The 16,688-nt window shown below is 65.7% G+C and carries 15 protein-coding genes; 8 read left to right on the top strand and 7 right to left on the bottom strand.

The genetic code is table 11. The features are described from left to right. Positions 1 to 12: 12 nt before the first annotated feature. Both D0901_RS08700 and D0901_RS08695 read left to right on the top strand, forming a co-directional pair. Entirely contained in the window at positions 13 to 1,512 is a 1,500-nt protein-coding gene (locus D0901_RS08700) for a CoA-acylating methylmalonate-semialdehyde dehydrogenase (RefSeq protein ID WP_129139911.1), read from the top strand. Between the two features lie 281 nt (positions 1,513 to 1,793). Continuing rightward, positions 1,794 to 2,858, top strand: coding sequence for a hypothetical protein (locus D0901_RS08695; RefSeq protein WP_129139910.1), 1,065 nt, complete (start codon positions 1,794 to 1,796; stop codon positions 2,856 to 2,858). 11 nt (positions 2,859 to 2,869) lie between these two features. Here D0901_RS08695 and rarD read toward each other — a convergent pair whose 3' ends face one another. Next, positions 2,870 to 3,778, bottom strand: coding sequence for an EamA family transporter RarD (gene rarD, locus D0901_RS08690; RefSeq protein ID WP_129139909.1), 909 nt, complete (start codon positions 3,776 to 3,778; stop codon positions 2,870 to 2,872). Positions 3,779 to 3,946: 168 nt separating this feature from the next. Between rarD and D0901_RS08685 the strand changes: the two genes are divergently transcribed. From D0901_RS08685 to D0901_RS08670, 4 genes are all read left to right on the top strand, one after another. Then, entirely contained in the window at positions 3,947 to 4,750 is an 804-nt protein-coding gene (locus D0901_RS08685) for an amidohydrolase (RefSeq protein WP_129139908.1), read from the top strand. After that, positions 4,750 to 5,451, top strand: coding sequence for a pseudouridine synthase (locus D0901_RS08680; protein ID WP_129139907.1), 702 nt, complete (start codon positions 4,750 to 4,752; stop codon positions 5,449 to 5,451). The genes D0901_RS08685 and D0901_RS08680 overlap by 1 nt, the downstream gene beginning before the upstream one ends. A 90-nt stretch (positions 5,452 to 5,541) precedes the next feature. Then, complete coding sequence (locus D0901_RS08675) at positions 5,542 to 6,555, top strand: alpha/beta hydrolase (RefSeq protein ID WP_129139906.1); 1,014 nt, start codon at positions 5,542 to 5,544, stop codon at positions 6,553 to 6,555. A 180-nt stretch (positions 6,556 to 6,735) separates the two neighbouring features. Continuing rightward, on the top strand, positions 6,736 to 7,386 hold the full coding sequence (locus D0901_RS08670; protein ID WP_129139905.1) for a hypothetical protein: 651 nt from the start codon (positions 6,736 to 6,738) through the stop codon (positions 7,384 to 7,386). 15 nt (positions 7,387 to 7,401) lie between these two features. Here D0901_RS08670 and D0901_RS08665 read toward each other — a convergent pair whose 3' ends face one another. From D0901_RS08665 to gloB, 6 genes are all read right to left on the bottom strand, one after another. Further along, on the bottom strand, positions 7,402 to 8,991 hold the full coding sequence (locus tag D0901_RS08665) for an ABC transporter ATP-binding protein (protein ID WP_129139904.1): 1,590 nt from the start codon (positions 8,989 to 8,991) through the stop codon (positions 7,402 to 7,404). Further along, positions 8,981 to 10,114 carry an ABC transporter permease gene (locus D0901_RS08660; protein ID WP_129139903.1) on the bottom strand — a complete coding sequence of 378 codons (1,134 nt, stop codon included), beginning with the start codon at positions 10,112 to 10,114 and terminating at the stop codon, positions 8,981 to 8,983. Before D0901_RS08660 ends, D0901_RS08665 begins: the two co-directional genes overlap by 11 nt. Continuing rightward, a complete protein-coding gene (locus D0901_RS08655) occupies positions 10,114 to 11,190 on the bottom strand; it encodes a microcin C ABC transporter permease YejB (protein WP_129139902.1) in 1,077 nt (358 codons plus the stop codon). Before D0901_RS08655 ends, D0901_RS08660 begins: the two co-directional genes overlap by 1 nt. A gap of 6 nt (positions 11,191 to 11,196) precedes the next feature. After that, positions 11,197 to 13,029 carry an extracellular solute-binding protein gene (locus D0901_RS08650; RefSeq protein ID WP_129139901.1) on the bottom strand — a complete coding sequence of 611 codons (1,833 nt, stop codon included), beginning with the start codon at positions 13,027 to 13,029 and terminating at the stop codon, positions 11,197 to 11,199. A gap of 176 nt (positions 13,030 to 13,205) precedes the next feature. Continuing rightward, the gene (locus tag D0901_RS08645) at positions 13,206 to 14,504 is read right to left on the bottom strand and encodes a LysM peptidoglycan-binding domain-containing protein (RefSeq protein ID WP_129139900.1); all 1,299 of its coding nucleotides are present in this window, start codon (positions 14,502 to 14,504) and stop codon (positions 13,206 to 13,208) included. Between the two features lie 44 nt (positions 14,505 to 14,548). Continuing rightward, positions 14,549 to 15,316, bottom strand: coding sequence for a hydroxyacylglutathione hydrolase (gloB, locus tag D0901_RS08640; protein ID WP_129139899.1), 768 nt, complete (start codon positions 15,314 to 15,316; stop codon positions 14,549 to 14,551). A 134-nt stretch (positions 15,317 to 15,450) separates the two neighbouring features. Between gloB and D0901_RS08635 the strand changes: the two genes are divergently transcribed. Both D0901_RS08635 and rnhA read left to right on the top strand, forming a co-directional pair. Beyond that, on the top strand, positions 15,451 to 16,230 hold the full coding sequence (locus D0901_RS08635; protein ID WP_224417075.1) for a methyltransferase domain-containing protein: 780 nt from the start codon (positions 15,451 to 15,453) through the stop codon (positions 16,228 to 16,230). Further along, positions 16,223 to 16,684, top strand: coding sequence for a ribonuclease HI (gene rnhA / locus D0901_RS08630; protein WP_129139897.1), 462 nt, complete (start codon positions 16,223 to 16,225; stop codon positions 16,682 to 16,684). The genes D0901_RS08635 and rnhA overlap by 8 nt, the downstream gene beginning before the upstream one ends. Positions 16,685 to 16,688 lie beyond the last annotated feature (4 nt).

Here is a 16,688-nt window from a genome sequence, read left to right as displayed (position 1 = left end):
AAGGAATCTTCCATGACGGTCATCGCCCATCTGATCGACGGTGAGCCCCACAACGGTACCGGCGCCTCGCTGGATGTCACCAACCCTTCGACCGGCGAGGTGATCCGGCAGGTCGCCTGCGCGGACGCCGCCACCGTCGAGCGTGCCGTGGCCGCGGCCAAGGCGGCGTATCCCGCATGGCGCGATACGCCGCCGGCCAAGCGTGCCCAGGTCATGTATCGCTTCAAGCAACTGCTCGAGGACAACGCGGAGCGCCTGACGTATCTGGTCAGCGAAGAGCACGGCAAGACGTTGGAAGATGCGGCGGGGGAGCTGCGCCGCGGCATCGAGAACGTCGAATATGCCTGTGGGGTGCCCGAGCTGCTCAAGGGCGAGTATTCCCACAACGTCGGCCCATCCATCGATGCCTGGTCGAATTTCCAGCCGCTGGGCGTGGTGGCCGGTATCACGCCGTTCAATTTTCCGGCGATGGTGCCGCTGTGGATGTATCCGATGGCGATCGCCTGCGGCAACACCTTCGTGCTGAAGCCCTCCGAGCGTGACCCCGGTTCCGCCCTGGCGATCGCCGAACTGTTGCAGGAAGCCGGCCTGCCCAAGGGCGTGATCAACGTGGTTCACGGCAGCCGCGAGGCCGTCGATGCGCTGATCGACTCGCCCGACGTCAAGGCGCTGTCGTTCGTCGGCTCGACGCCGGTGGCGGAGTCGATCTATACCCGGGGGGCGGCCAACGGCAAGCGTGTCCAGGCGCTGGGCGGGGCCAAGAACCATGCCGTGGTGCTGCCCGACGCCGACATCGAGAACGCCGCCAACACCCTGATGGGCGCGGCCTACGGTAGTTGCGGCGAGCGCTGCATGGCGATTTCGGTGGCCGTCTGTGTCGGCGACGAGACCGCCGATCAGTTGATCGCCTCCCTCGAGCCCAAGATCGCGGCGCTCAAGATCGGCCCCGGGACCCAGAAGGGGCTCGACATGGGCCCGCTGATCACCGCCGAACAGCGTGAAAAAGTGCTCGGCTATATCGAGGATGGCGTCAAGAGTGGTGCCAAGCTGGTGGCCGATGGTCGCGGGCTGAGCGTGGCGGGGCACGAGGGCGGCTTCTTCGTCGGGGGCTGTCTGTTCGATGCCGTGACCTCGGAGATGCGCATCTATCGCGAGGAGATCTTCGGCCCGGTGCTCTGCGTGGTGCGGGTCGAGTCCCTGGACGCGGCGATCGCGCTGATCAACGCCCACGAGTACGGCAACGGCACCTGCCTGTTCACGCGGGACGGCGAGGCCGCCCGGCGTTTCGCCGACAGCATCGAGGTGGGCATGGTCGGCATCAACGTGCCGCTGCCGGTCCCGGTGGCTTACCACAGCTTCGGTGGCTGGAAGCGTTCGCTGTTCGGCGATCTGCATGCCTACGGGCCCGATGCGGTGCGTTTCTACACCCGCCGCAAGGCCATCTCCCAGCGCTGGCCATCCTCCTTCGAGACGACCCACGCCGAGTTCCATTTCCCCTCCGGCGGCCAGTGATCGTCAGCCAGTACCCGCCCGGCAGCGTCGGGCGGGTTTTTTTCAGCCCTGAATTTATACCGTTATCTTGTTTTCTTGAACACACTAAACGGTAGAATCCTAATAATCGTTTGGCAACGTTGGTTCATTCCCGCAAGAAAAAGGCACATTCCGTGTGAAATCGCTCAAGAAGCGCCCATGATGGCCGTTAAAGGAGATAAGGGTCGATGACATAACACGCAAGAAGAAGAACGGCTTGCGCGCTTGCCGTGGCGAGACCGTTTCGTACGCAGGAGTCAAGTATGATCAAGGGCATATCCAGCCCGCTTAGCCTGTTGCAGGAATCCCTGCTGGGCGAAGCGGCAGGCGAAGTACTGTCGCTGGACCGGTTGACCGAAGAACTGATGATTGCCTGCCGCGAACTGGCGGCGCCACTCCATCGCCTGTGTCTGGGGGATGCGCCTTCCGGGGATGTTCGAGCCAGGGCGCTATCGGCCAGCACCCTGGCCATGCGCATGAGCGAACCGATGCATGCCCTGCAGGCCTGGGCGCTGGCCGAAACGCCGTCCGGTGGCGTCACCTTGGCCCCCGAGACGCTCGGTGATTTCTGGTACCTGGTCATGATGGCCCGCAGTCTGACCGAGACGCTGGAAACACCGCCGCCCGACCGGTTGCTGCATCTGCTGGGCCTGGTCGGCTTGCGACTCCGGCTCGAGAAACACGTGGGGCTGACTCCCGCGTTGCCGATCATGGTCGGTGACGGCGAGCCGTACGGCTTGAGCGTCACCGAGATCGCCGCACTGTGCGGACTCAAACTGTCGACGGTGCGCAATGCGCTGTCGCGCCGCGAAATGCATTATCAGCGGGACAGCGGGGTGGGGCTCGACGAGGCCCTGGACTGGATGGTCCAGCGCAGCGGTTTCCTGTATCCCCACGTCAACGCCGCGACCCGGGACCGGCGCATCAACGGGCGCCTGGCGGCCGAGTGGCTGGCGGCGAGTGATGCGGTGGTCTACGAGCGTTCGATCAGTCGCCTGCGGTTGTCGATCTGGCGCTCGTCGACCACTGGACGACGCTTTGCCCTCAATACCGAAGGTGTGCGGAGCTGCGTCGTGCTGCTTCCCGAGACCCGGCTCGACGAACTCGGCGACATTCCACTGGACGGCTGGGAGGAACGCGGCCGGGACCCCTCGGCGACCATGCACCGCGAGGCGCTGGGCCTCGAGGAGGGGGCCGCGCTGCTGCAGTGCCAGATACCCACGACGGGAGCCTTGGCGGCGATCGTCGACTGTCTGGGCACGCCACGCCAAGAGGGGGAGGGCGGTGTGGCACGACAATCCGTGGGTCGCTGTCAGCCGGTCGGCTGACACCGTGCCGCTCAGGCCGCCCGCGCTCGTGAGCGGCCCTGCCACGCCGAGTAGGAATACAACGCCAGACCGATCCAGATCAGCACGAAGGTCGCCAGTTGCACAGGGTCCAGGGGTTCGTGAAAGACCAGCAGGGCGATGAAGAATTGCAGGGTCGGGTTGAGGTACATCAGGAATCCGATGGTCGCCAGACGCAGCCGCCGGGCGGCACCGGCAAAGGCCATCAGGGGGAGCGCGGTGATCACGCCACTGGCGATCAGCAGGGTGGTCGCGCGTGTATCGCCCTGAAGGAAATGCGATTGGTCGGCGACACTCAACCCGGCGAGGGCCAGCACGGCCAGGGGAAACAGCAGCAGCGTTTCCACGAAAAGCCCCGACAGGCCATCCAGTGGCACCTGCTTGCGTAGCAGCCCGTAGGTACCGAACGAGATCGCCAGCGTCAGCGTGATCCAGGGCAGTTCGCCGAGCATCACCAACTGGCCGAGAATGGCCGCCGCCGCCAGCAATACCGCCACCCCCTGAAGCCGCGACATGCGCTCCTTGAGGATCAGCATGCCCAGTGCGACGTTGACCAGCGGGGTCAGGAAGTAGCCGAGACTGGCCTGAAAGACGTGCCGGCTTTCCACGGCGTAGATGTAGATCCCCCAGTTGGCCCCGATGAGCACGGCACAGGCCAGCACACGCCCCAGGCGGCGGGGGCGGGCCAGCGCGCCCCGCACCGGCCCCCAGCGCTTGAGCAACGTCACCAGCCCCGCCAGGAAGACGCAGGACCAGAGTACCCGGTGAATCAGCACTTCCCAGGCGGGTGTCGACTCGAAGAGCGCGAAGAACAGCGGGAAACAGCCCCACATGAGATAGGCACAGAGGCCGAAGGCGACGCCTCGGGAGGCTTCCTTGTCGGGTGGGGTGGCCGGGGTCATGGTTGTCCTGACACGTTGGTGAGTGAGGACGATCGTTGCGAATCGCCGCGCTGAAGCCGGCGCTAATGTTAGCATGGGTCACCTTGACCGGCTGCACGCAGGCGCGCACTTCATTACTCTGGAAGCAGCAGGGCTTCGATCACATTTCTCGACCATTGAGGACACCCCATGAGCGAGCTGCGTATCTCACTGGTTCAACCGGACCTGCGCTGGGAGGATCCCGATGCCAACTGTCGCCTGCTCGATGAGCAGCTCGGCGGTCTGGACCGAACGACGACCGACCTGATCGTGCTGCCGGAGATGTTCGCCACCGGTTTCACCATGAATTCGCGGGAGATGGCCGAACCGATGGCAGACAGCCGCAGTGTCGCCTGGCTGCGCGCCCAGGCCCGGCAGCGGGGCTGCGTGGTGACCGGCAGCGTGGCGATCCAGGAAGACGGCGATTACTACAACCGCCTGGTCTGGGCGACCCCCGACGGCGACGTGAGCCACTACGACAAGCGGCACCTGTTTCGCATGGCCGGCGAGCACGAACGCTACGCTATGGGCAACGACCGGGTCATCGTCGAGCTCAAGGGGTTCCGGATCCTGCTCACGGTCTGCTATGACCTGCGCTTTCCGGTCTGGCTTCGCCAGCAACCCCGCGGGGGAGAGCATTTCGAGTATGACGCCCTGCTGTGCGTCGCCAACTGGCCGGCGCCGCGGCGTCAACCCTGGCGGACCTTGCTGCAGGCGAGGGCCATCGAGAATCTGTGCTACGTCATCGGTGTCAATCGTGTCGGCCAGGACGCCAAGCAGATGGACTATGCCGGCGACTCGATGCTCGTCGATTTCAAGGGCGAGGCGCTGATCGATGAACCGCGCGATGAACCCTTCATTCGTACCGGCTCGATTTCCCACGAGACGCTTGCGCGCTTTCGCGACAAGTTTCCGGCGTGGATGGATGCCGACCGCTTCGAGGTGAACGCCTGATGCGTCTCGACAAGTTTCTCTGCGAATCGACCGACCTGACCCGCAGCAAGGCCAAGAAAGCCCTGCATCGCGGCGAGGTCACGGTAGGCGGGCAGGTCGTCAAGGACGCCTCGTTCCATGTCGCTGACGACGATGAGGTGCACTGGCTCGAGGAACGCCTGGTGTCGTTCGGCCACCGCTACTTGATGATGCACAAGCCGGCCGGGGTCGAGTGCACGACGCAGTCAGGCCTTTACCCGACCGTGCTCGAGCTGATCGAGCTACCCAAGGTGGAACGCCTGCATCCGGTCGGGCGCCTCGACGTGGATACCACCGGGCTGGTGCTGCTCAGCGACGATGGCCAATGGTCGCACCGCGTCACCTCACCGCGTGCGGCCTGTGCCAAGGTGTATCTGGCCGACCTCGTCGATGCCTTCGACGAGCCAGCCCGGGAAAGGGCATCGCGGCAATTTGCCGAGGGCATCCAGCTCGACGGCGAGAAGAAACCGACGCAACCGGCGACACTGGAATGGCTGACGCCGACCGCGGTGCGCATCGTCATCACCGAAGGCAAGTATCATCAGGTCAAACGCATGATCGCCGCCGTGGGCAACCGGGTCGGCACCCTGCACCGTGAATCGATCGGCCCGTTGTCGCTGGACGAGGGGTTGGCGCCCGGCGAATGCCGGCATCTCACGCAGGACGAGATCGAAGCCTTTTGAAATCTATTATACCGTTATCTCCGATGATTCGATTATAGATAGCCGGTCCACCTGTTTTTCTGAAAACTGCGAAATGGCAGGAAGATAGATATGCCAGAAACCCAAGAGACGGAGGCGCAGGGCGTCCGCATCCACGAGCGTCTGGTCCCCATCCCCGCGTCGATCAGCGCCGCGGCACGGGGGATGCTGCAAGCCGCCGTACGCCACGATGGCACACCACTGAATGCGCTCTATCCGTCCCCTGCCCCGGAAGATCATGACGGCTGGAGACAAATGCAGGAAGCCGCCGACGCGCACTACGCGGAAGCGGTCAGGGGGCTCGCGGGCGAGCTGGAAGCCGAGATCGAGACTCAGTACATTGGCCCAGCAACCGTGCATATCGCGACGCCGCACGATCTTCGACACGAAGACTGTGTCTGCATCGATATCCACGGCGGCGCGCTGGTCTTTGGTGGTGGGGAAGCCTGCCGCCAAAGTGCGCGGATGCAGGCAGGCCGGCATGGCATGGTGTGCTTCGGTGTTGACTACCGGATGCCCCCGGATCATCCCTACCCGAACGCTCTGGACGATTGCATGGCGGTCTACGAGCATGCAATCGAAGCGTACGGTGCCGATCATGTCATCCTCTGCGGACGCTCGGCCGGCGGCAATCTCGCGATGGCCATGATCCTGCGGGCGCGGGACGAGGGACTGCCTCTGCCGGCCGCCGTTGTCCTTCTATCCCCGGAAATCGACTTGACGGAATCGGGTGACAGCTTCCAGACCAATCGGACCATCGATGTCGTGCTGCCGAATTCCTTGATGTCATGCAACCTGCTCTATGCGGGCGACGTGGATCTGACACATCCCTATGTTTCACCGCTGTTCGGTAAGATGACGGCCGACATGCCGCCAATGTTCCTGCAGAGCGGAACCCGTGACCTTTTTCTCTCCAATACGGTACGCCTTCACCGCAAGCTGCGACGGGCGAGCGTACCGGCAGAGCTACACGTCTTCGAGGCGATGCCGCATGGCGGGTTCGGAGGTACAGCCCCCGAGGATCTCGAACTTGTGCAGGAGATGACCCGTTTCATCACGGACAATCTGCCTCAACGCAAGGTGTAAAGCCAGCCTCCCCGTCATGCGCGATGTCTCCAATGCAGCGTTCAAGGCCCATACGCTCGATACGAGTGTCCGGACCAAATGATTGACTGCAACATTCCGAGAGGGTCAAGAGGTGGATATGCAGGAAAGTTCCATCCACCATTTAATCCGTATACCCAAACTTAGGATAAGGAATGTCCGATGAAGACGAAAAAGCAACGTATCATCGAAACGCTGCTGGATCGGCATGGGCAGACGTTCGCCGAAGAGCTGGGGGCGAACATCCCGCGCAACACCCCGTCTCCGTTGTTTCGCGTATTGTGCCTGGCATTGTTGACCAGTGCCCCCGTCGGCGCCGCTCAAGCCATGCGGGCCTGCCGTGCGCTGGGTGAGGCGGGGCTGACCACGCCGCGCAAGATGGCCGACTCGAGCTGGCAGGAGCGAGTGACGATACTCAACGAACACGGCTATGCGCGCTATGACGAAAAGACGGCCAGCCAGCTCGCGGTGATGACCTACCACCTGCAGGAAAACTATCACGGCGACTTGCGTTATCTTCGCGAGGAAGCGGACGGCAACCGCGACAAGGCGCGCAAGCGACTCAAGACGTTCAAGGGCATCGGCAGTGTCGGTGCCGATATCTTCCTGCGCGAGGCGCAGGTCTGCTGGCCCGAGTTTCGTCCGTTCGCCGACAAGATGGCCCTCAAGTCGGCGGCACGTCTCGGGCTCGGAGACGATGTCGAGACGCTGTCGCAATGGGTCGAGCCGGAGACCTTTCCACGGCTGGTCGCCGCCCTGGTGCGTGCCCAGTTGAACAAGGATCACCAGACGATCGAGAAAGCGGCCGCCTGAATTCGGCCACGGGGGTCATCGTGCCGAGAGCAGCCCGGCGGCCCCGAGCAGGGCACGGGTGTAGTCGCTCGACGGCGCGTGCAGGACCTGCTCGCAATCCCCCTGTTCGACCACCTCGCCGTCCTTCATGACGAGCACCCGGTGGGCCATGGCACGAACCACGCTCAGGTCGTGGCTGATGAACAGGTAGCTCAAGCCATGCCGGGCCTGGAGATCGCGCAGCAAGACGACGAGCTGTTTCTGGACCGTGCGGTCCAGCGCCGAGGTGGGTTCGTCGAGTACCACCAGATCCGGTTCGAGGATGATCGCCCGCGCCACGGCGATGCGCTGTCGCTGGCCGCCGGAGAACTCATGGGGATAGCGCGACACGACGTCCTCGGGCAGGCCGACTTCACGCAGGGTGGTGACGACCCGCTCTCGCACTTCGTCGTCGCCGAGATGCGGATGGTGGTAGCGCAGCCCTTCGCTGACGATGTCGAAGACCGGCATGCGCGGCGACAACGAACCGTAGGGGTCCTGGAAGACGATCTGGGCACGGCGGCGCTGCCGACGCAGGGCCTTGCCGCTCAACGCGTCGAGACGCGTCCCGTCCAGACGGATCTCGCCGCGCGCGGCGTTGAGCCGCAGCATGCCCATCGCCAGGGTAGTCTTCCCGGACCCCGATTCGCCGACGATGCCCAGCGTCTCGCCGCGTGCCAGATGCAGGTCCAATGGCTTCACGGCGACGAAATCCGGCGGGCGCTTGGCCAACAACCGCTTGGGCCGCGCAAAGGTCACGCCGACGTCACGCGCCTCGAGAAGTGTCGTTGCGGCGTGGCAGGGCGCCGGACGCCCGTCGGGTTCCGCTGCCAGCAGGGTACGGGTGTAGTCACTCTCGGGCGCCTCGAAGACCCGCTGGACCGGGCCGGTTTCCTGCTCCCGACCGCGATAGAGCACGCAGACGCGGTCGGCGTGGCGCCGCACCAGATTGAGATCGTGGGTGATCAGCAGCATCGCCATGCCGTGGCGTGCCTGGAGATCGCGCAGCAGATGCAGGATCTCCTGCTGGACGGTGACGTCGAGGGCGGTGGTCGGCTCGTCGGCGATCAGCAGGCGCGGGCGATTGGCGATCGCCATGGCGATCATCACGCGCTGTCGCTGGCCGCCGGAAAGCTGATGCGGCCAGGCATCGAGCAGCTCCTCGGGGCGGGGCAGGCGGACCTGCTCGAGCAGCTCGCGAGCCTCGCGGCGCGCCTCCCGCCCGCGCAAGCCACGGTGCAGTCGCAGCATCTCGCCGATCTGCTTGCCGACCGTGTGCAGCGGGTTCAACGAGGTCATCGGCTCCTGGAAGATGAAGCCCACCTGATTGCCGCGAAGGCGCTGCCACTCCCGGGCGTTCAGCGCTCCCAGGTCGTGGCCCGCCATGTGCCGGGTCCCGCCGATACGGGTATCGGCCGGCAGCAGGCCCATGGCCCCCAGCGCGCTCACCGACTTTCCGGAGCCCGATTCGCCGACCAGGGCCAGGGTTTCACCGGCGTCGACGCGCAACGACAGGCGCTCGACGACGGGCTCCCCGCCAAAGGCGATGGTGAGGTCCTGGAGCTCGAGGATGGTTTCAGCGTTCATCGACGTGCTCCCTCTCGGCGGCGGGGTCGTGGGGCGGTGCCTCGCTCTGGGGTATCGGGACCTGGGCCCGTTCAGCGTGTTCGATGTGTCTCGGATCGAAGGCGTCGCGCAGTCCCTCGCCGATGAAGACCAGCAACGACAACATCAGGCTGAGACTGACGAAGGCGGTGATCCCCAGCCACGGCGCCTGGAGGTTGTTCTTGCCCTGGGCCACCAGTTCGCCCAGCGAGGGCGATCCGGGCGGCAGGCCGAAACCCAGGAAGTCGAGCGCCGTCAGCGTGGTGATGGCCCCGGTAAACAGGAAGGGGATGAAGGTCAGGGTGGCGACCATGGCGTTGGGCAGCACGTGGCGCCACATGATCAGATGTGGCGGCAGGCCCATGGCACGTGCGGCACGCACATATTCGAGGTTGCGCGCGCGCAGGAATTCGGCGCGCACGATATCCACCAGCCCCAGCCACGAGAACAACAGCATGATCCCCAGCAGCCACCAGATGTTGGGTTCCACCAGGCTGGCGAGGATGATCAACAGGAACAGCATCGGCAGCCCCGACCAGATTTCCGACAGCCGCTGGCCGATCAGGTCGACCTTGCCGCCGAAGTAGCCCTGGATGCCGCCGAAGAGCACGCCGAGGAGCAGCGAGCCCACCGTCAGGGCCAGGGCAAAGAGCACCGACAGCCGAAAGCCGTAGATCACCCGGGCCAGCACGTCGCGCCCCTGGTCGTCGGTCCCCAGCCAGTGGCGGGCGTCGGGCGGCGAGGGCGCGGGGTGGCTGAGCTGCTGATCGAGGGTATCGAACGCGAAGGGAATCGGCGGCCAGAGCATCCAGCCGTGTGCCTCGATCTCCTCGGCGACGAAGGGGTCGCGGTAGTCCGCCGTGGTGGGCAGGAAACCGCCGAACTCGGTCTCCGGGTAATCGACCAGCAACGGGGCATACCAGTGGCCCTGATAGTGCATCACCAGCGGTTTGTCGTTGGCGATCAGTTCGGCCCCCAGGCTCAGCGTGAACAGCGCGAGAAAGCACCAGAACGAGATCCAGGCGCGGCGGTTGCCTCGGAAAATGCGCAGCCGGCGGCGGGTGATCGGCGACAACCGGGACTTGCGGGCAGGGGAAGTGGCCATCATGACTCCCGCGTCTCGAAATCGATGCGGGGATCGACCCACACATAGGTCAAGTCGGAGACCAGCTTGAGGATCAGGCCGATCAGGGTATAGAGATACAGGGTGCCGAAGATCACCGGGTAGTCGCGCTGCATCACCGCCTCGAAGCCCAGCAGGCCCAGGCCGTTGAGCGAGAAGATCACCTCGATCAGCAGCGAGCCGGTGAAGAAGATGCCCACCAGTGCCGACGGCAACCCGGCGATGATCAGCAGCATGGCATTGCGGAAGACATGCCCGTAGAGCATGCGCCGGTCGCTTGCGCCCTTGGCCCGGGCGGTCAACACGTACTGCTTGTGGATCTCGTCGAGAAAGCTGTTCTTGGTGAGCATCGTCAGGGTCGCGAAGCTGCCGATCGAGGCGGCGATCACCGGCAGGGTGATGTGCCACAGATAATCGGTCACCTTGCCCCACAGCGACAGCTGATCGAAGTCCGGCGAGGTCAGCCCGCGCAACGGGAACAGGTTGAAGTAGCTACCCCCCGCGAACAGCACGATCAGCAGGATGGCGAACAGGAACCCGGGGATCGCGTAGCCGACGATCACCAGTCCCGAGGTCCAGACATCGAAGCGGGACCCATGGCGCAGCGCCTTGCGGATGCCCAGGGGGATCGAGATGAGATAGACCAGCAGCGTCGTCCACAGTCCCAGCGAGATCGACACCGGCAGCCGTTCGAGCATCAGGTCGACGACCGGGCGGTCGCGGAAGAAGCTGTTGCCCAGGTCGAAGGTCGCGTAGTCGACGATCATGTCGAAAAAACGCTGATAGGCGGGCTCGTCGAAACCGAACTGCTTCTCGAGCTGGGCGATGAATCGCGGGTCGACACCGCGTGCGCCCCGCGATTCCTGACCGCTGCCGACCGAATCGCCGCCCCCGCCCTCGAGACGGGTGCTGGCGTTGCTGTCCAGGCCCTGATAGCGGGCGATGATCTGGTCGATCGGCCCGCCGGGGGCCGCCTGGACGATGATGAAGTTGAGCAGCATGATCCCCAGCAGGGTGGGGATCATCAGCAGCACTCGTCTGAGGACATACGCAGCCACCGCGGCTTATTCCCCGTGCTGGCGATTGTCGATGGTCTTCGCCCGCTGCGGGTCGACCCACCAGGCGTCGAGATCGGGGGTGTAGCGGGGAGGCGGCTGCGGACGGCCGAACTTGTCCCAGACGGCGATCCGCGTCTTGTCGAGATGCCACTGGGGGATCACGTAGAAGCCCCAGCGCAGCACGCGATCCAGGGCCTGGGCCGCGGTGTTCAGCGACTGCCGCGAGTCGGCGCGGATCAGGTCATCGACCAGGGCGTCGATCACCGGGTCCTCGAGGCCAATCAGGTTGCGGCTCTGCGGCTTGTCGGCGTACTCGGAGGTCCAGTACTCGCGTTGCTCGTTGCCCGGGTTGGACGACTGCGGAAAGCTGCCGACGATCATGTCGTAATCGAAGCTGCGCAGTCGATTCAGGTACTGGTTGACGTCGACGGTGCGGATGCGGCCGTCGATGCCGATTCTCGCCAGGTTCTTGAGCAGCGGCTGGACGATGCGTTCGAACTGGGTGTCGTGGAGCAGGACCTCCAGCGTGAAGGGCTGGCCGGTCTTGCGGTCGACGAGCTGCCCGTTCTGGATCTCGTAACCGGCATCGCGCAGCAGTCCGAGTGCCTTACGCAGGCGCGGACGCAGGTCCGAGGGCTCGTCGATCGGCAGCGGCGCGTCGAAGACCGACTCGGGCAACTGGTCGCGGTAGGGCTCGAGCAGCTCGAGCTCGCCCGGCCCCGGCTCGCCGCTGGCGGCCATCGGTGAGTTCTCGAAATAGCTGTGGGTGCGCTGGTAGGCGCCATAGAACAGGTTGTCGTTGAGCCAGGGAAAGTAGAACGCCAGGCTGAGCGCCTCGCGAACCCGCACGTCCTTGAACTTGTCGCGACGCAGGTTCATCACGTAGCCCTGCATGCCCGCCGGCTGGCCGTCGGGAATCATCAGCTTGTCGACGAAGCCCTGGTTGGCGGCGGGGAAATCGTAGGCCGTCGCCCAGTTGCGCGCGCTCGACTCGATACGCATGTCGAGGTTGCCGGCCTTGAAGGCTTCCAGGGCGACGCTCTGGTCGCGATAGTAGTCGAAGATCAGCTTGTCGATGTTGTGGCGCCCGCGATTGACCGGCAGGTCCTTGCCCCAGTAGTCGTCGACACGCTGGTAGACGATCCGCCGCCCCGGTTCGATCCGGGCGACCCGGTAGGGGCCGGAGCCCAACGGCGCGTCGAGCGTCGGCCGGGTGAAGTCGCGGTCTTGCCAGTAATGCTTGGGCAGCACCGGCAACTGGCCGAGGATCAGCGGCAATTCCCGGGAATTGTGCTCGGCGAAGTCGAAGCGCACGGTGTCGGCGTCCACGGTCTGGACCGACGTCACGTCGGCATAGTAGGACGCATAGAAGGGCGAGCCCTCGTCGCGCAGCAGACGAAAGCTGAACGCCACGTCCTCGGCAGTGACAGGTGTGCCATCGTGGAAGCGAGCCTTGGGGTTGATGTCGAATTCGATCCAGCGACGCTGCGGATCGAGACGCACCCCCGACGCGAGCAGACCGTACATGGAGAAGGGCTCGTCGGGGTTGCTGACCATCAGCGTGTCGTAGACCTCGGTCAACCCGCTGGCGGGCGTGCCCTTGACGATGAACGGGTTGGTGGAATCGAAGCTGCCGTAAGCGGCTCGGGCCAGCGTACCACCCTTCGGTGCCTTGGGATCGACGTAGGGAAAGTGGGCGAAGTCGTCGCCCAGTTCCGGGCGGTCGTAGAGTGACAGCCCCGACACGGTGGGTACCTCGCCGGGGTCGGCAGCCAGCGCCAGGGGGGAGGCGACCAGCGCCGAGGCGGTCAACAACGCGGCGAGGGCGTTACGTAGCATCGAGGACGTCCTTTTGGGCACAGTTCGAAACGAATCCGCTGCCGCGTGCCCGGGCAACGGCGCGGCGGTATCGCTGAGCGGCGCCCGGCCGAGGGGCCAGGACGCCGCATTCTTCCAAGACTGCCGGCCATGATGCGAGTTCCTTCAACGGCAATCAACGCCATCGCAGCCGGCCGTCATTGGTTCGCGAACAGGGTCAATTCCTGGCCGGGTCGTAGATACTGGTCGCTGTCGAGTTCGTTCCAGCGGGCGAGGTCCGCGACGCTCACGTCATGTTTCGCGGCAATCCGGCTCAGACTGTCGCCGGGTCGGACCTGGACCACCAGGGTGTCGTCGGCGGTATCCGGGCCCGGCGGGCCCAGCGGTACACGAAGCACCTGGCCGACCCGGATGATGTTGCCACGAATGCCGTTTTCGCGGCGCAGCGCGCTGAGCGGGATACCGTGTCGCGCGGCAATCGCCGATAGAGTGTCGCCGGGCTCGACCCGGTAGCGATCGACACGCGCCAAGGCCTTGTCGGGCCGGGAGGCCAGTGCCGCGACCAGCGCCTTGCGGGCCTTGGTGGGTACCAGCAACGCCGGCGAGCGCCGCGACAGGGTGGCGCTCTGCAGCAGGCCCGGATTCAGGGCCCGCAGCTTGCTCTTGCTGACGCCGGCCAGGCGAGCCGCCTGGGCCAGATCGATCTGCCCGGGGACCTCGACCCTGGCGAACGCCGGACGGTCGGGAATGTCGGGCAGCACGACCCCGTAACGCTCGGGGTCGGCGATGATCTCCGAGAGTGCCAGCAGCTTGGGAACGTAGTTCATGGTCTGCCGGGGCAGGGACAGGCTCCAGTAGTCGCCGCTGCCGCCCTGCGAGATGGCCCGGCGCATCGCCCGGTTCACGGTGCCGGCGCCGGCATTGTAGGCGGCCAGGGCCAGCTCGAGATCGCCGTCGTACCACTGGTCGGCCTGCTGCTGCAGATAGTCGAGCGCCGCCCGGGTCGAGGCGATCACATCCACGCGGCCGTCGTACCAGCCGTCACGGCGCAGCCCCAGCGCATCGCCGGTACCGGGCATCAACTGCCACAGGCCGGTGGCACCGCCGGGATTCTTGGCCGTCGGCCGAAAGGCGCTCTCGATGAACGGCAGCAGGGCGATCTCGGCGGGCATGCCGCGCCGCTCGACCTCCTGAGTGATCCAGTAGAGCCAGGGGCGTGCCCGCTCGGCGATGCGCGCCACTCCGAGCGGGTGGCGGCGATAGTAGTCGAGCCAGTGCTCGACCCGCGGTTCCCCGGTGTCGACCTGCCACTGGAACCCCGATCGCAACTGCGCCCAGAGGCTGGCCTCGGTGGCGCCCTGCAGTTGCAGGGCGTCCCAGAAGGTATCGGGGGCGGCCCCCGGCTGGGCCTGCACCGCCCCACCGAGCGTGGAAAGCGTCAATAGCAACCCGCCCGCCAGGTACCTGGCCCGGCGGCGGTTCGATCGATCTGTCATGTCGTTTGGGCCTCGTGGGCGCGTCGGTTGGCGTCCATGGGGAATCAGAAGCGGTCCTTCCAGCCACGCAGGGTGGCGAATGTCTCGAGCGGCGTGCCGGTGTCGCCCTGTTGGGCCACGGCGCGTTGTACGCCGGGCTCGGCCGCGCGCAGGAACGGATTGATCTGGCGTTCGCGGCCGATGTTGCTGGGCAGCGTCGGTCGGTCGAGCGAGCGGGCCTGCTGGCATTCCCGCAGAAAGGCGTCGCGCAGCGGGTTCTCCGGTTCGGCGGCCTGGGCGAAACGCAGATTGGCCAGGGTGTATTCATGCCCGGCGAAGACCAGGGTGTCCTCGGGCAATGCCGCGAGGCGGGCGAGCGAGTCGAACATCTGCTCGGCGCTGCCCTCGAACAGGCGCCCGCAGCCCCCGGCGAACAGGGTGTCTCCGCAGAACAGCAGCGGCGGCGTGCCCGAGGCGAAGAAGGCGATGTGATCCAGGGTGTGACCGGGCACCGACAGCACGTCGAAGCGGCGTCCCAACACGCGGCAGGCGTCGCCGTCGCCGAGGTGCTCGTCGAGCCCGTCGATATCGGGGTTGGCCGGGCCGATGACCCTCGGCGAGTAGCGCTCGACGAGTTCGGCGATGCCCCCGGTATGATCGGGGTGGTGGTGGGTGATCAGGATGTGGCCGAGTTCGAGCCCTTCGCGTTCGAGGGTATCGATGACCGGGGCGGCATCGCCCGGATCGACGATGGCCACCTGAGGCGTGGTATCCTGGCGCAGGAGCCAGATATAGTTATCCGTGAAGGCCGGTATCGGTGTCACGCTCATCATGGAGAGTCTATCCTTAGCGCGGTTGACGGCAGCCGACGACGAGTCCCAAGGCGCGGCGTCGTGAGAATCGCCCACGGCGCCTTCCGCAACACCGGCTGCGTAAAATGGCTAAACCTTGGGGGGAACGAGCCGCCGTGTCAAATTCGCCATTGACGATATCGTTGGCTCAACTGGTGCGGGAAGGGCGCCAGTACTGGACGACGCCCCATGGCCGGGCCCACTGGCAGGCCGAGCGGGCCTGCCTGGGCCCGGTCTGCGAACGGCTCTTCGGCCAGCACAGCCTGCAGCTCGGCATGGCGCCGCGACTGACCGACATGTGCCCCGTGCGCCACGCCCTGACCTGGGCGCCCACCCGTGAGCTCGCCCAGGACGCGAGTAGCGTGATCTGCACGCCCCACCGTCTGCCACTGCCCGACGAAAGCATGACGCTGGTGGTCGTGCACCACCTGCTCGAAGTGGTACCCGAGCCGCACCGCGTCCTTCAGGAAGCGACCCGCCTGGTCTCCGACGGCGGCCGTCTGATCCTCTTCGGCTGGTCGCCGCTGAGCGTCGAGGGTTGCCGACGCCCCTGGCCCGGCCGTCGGGCGATGCTGCCCTGGCGGGGCAACTGGCGAACGCCGGGCCGCCTGCGCGACTGGCTGACGTTTGTCGACTTCGAGATCGAGCGGGTAGACTACTGCGCGTTCCGACTGCCCGGCAGCCAGCCACGGAACGCCGGTCTGGAGACGCTGGGCCGCCGCCACAACGTGCCGCTGGGCGACAGTTACATGATTCGCGCTCGCCGCCGTGCCCAGCGGGTCCAGATCGTTCGCCCGCGCCTCCGGGCACCGGCGGTCGGACCCCGTCTGCTGGGCCATGCGCCGCGAGTCGCCCCCACCGAGCACGAACGCGAGAGGATGACCGAGGTTGACTGACCAGAAGACGCCCGCCGTGATCATTCATACCGACGGCGCCTGTCGCGGCAATCCCGGCCCCGGTGGCTGGGGCGCGCTGCTGCATGCCGGCCGCCACGAGAAGACGCTCAACGGCTACGAGGCGGTGACCACCAACAACCGCATGGAGCTGAAAGCGGCGATCATGGCGCTGCGGGAACTCAAGCGTCCCTGCCATGTGGCGCTGTATACCGACTCGGAATACCTGCGCAAGGGCATCACCGAATGGATCCACGGCTGGCAGAAGCGGGGCTGGAAGACCGCGGCGCGCCAGCCGGTCAAGAATGCCGAGCTGTGGCAGGAACTGCTCGCCGAAACCCGGCGCCACCAGATCGAGTGGCACTGGGTGAAGGGGCACAGCGGCCACCCCGGCAACGAACGCGCCGACGCCCTGGCCAACGAGGCCATCGACGCCGCCATGGCGACGACGGACTGAAGCG

This window comes from Modicisalibacter coralii (assembly GCF_004117855.1).
GTDB classification, from domain to species: domain Bacteria; phylum Pseudomonadota; class Gammaproteobacteria; order Pseudomonadales; family Halomonadaceae; genus Modicisalibacter; species Modicisalibacter coralii.
The sequence above is the reverse complement of the archived record's forward strand: the minus strand, read 5'-3'. Positions and strand labels throughout refer to the sequence as shown.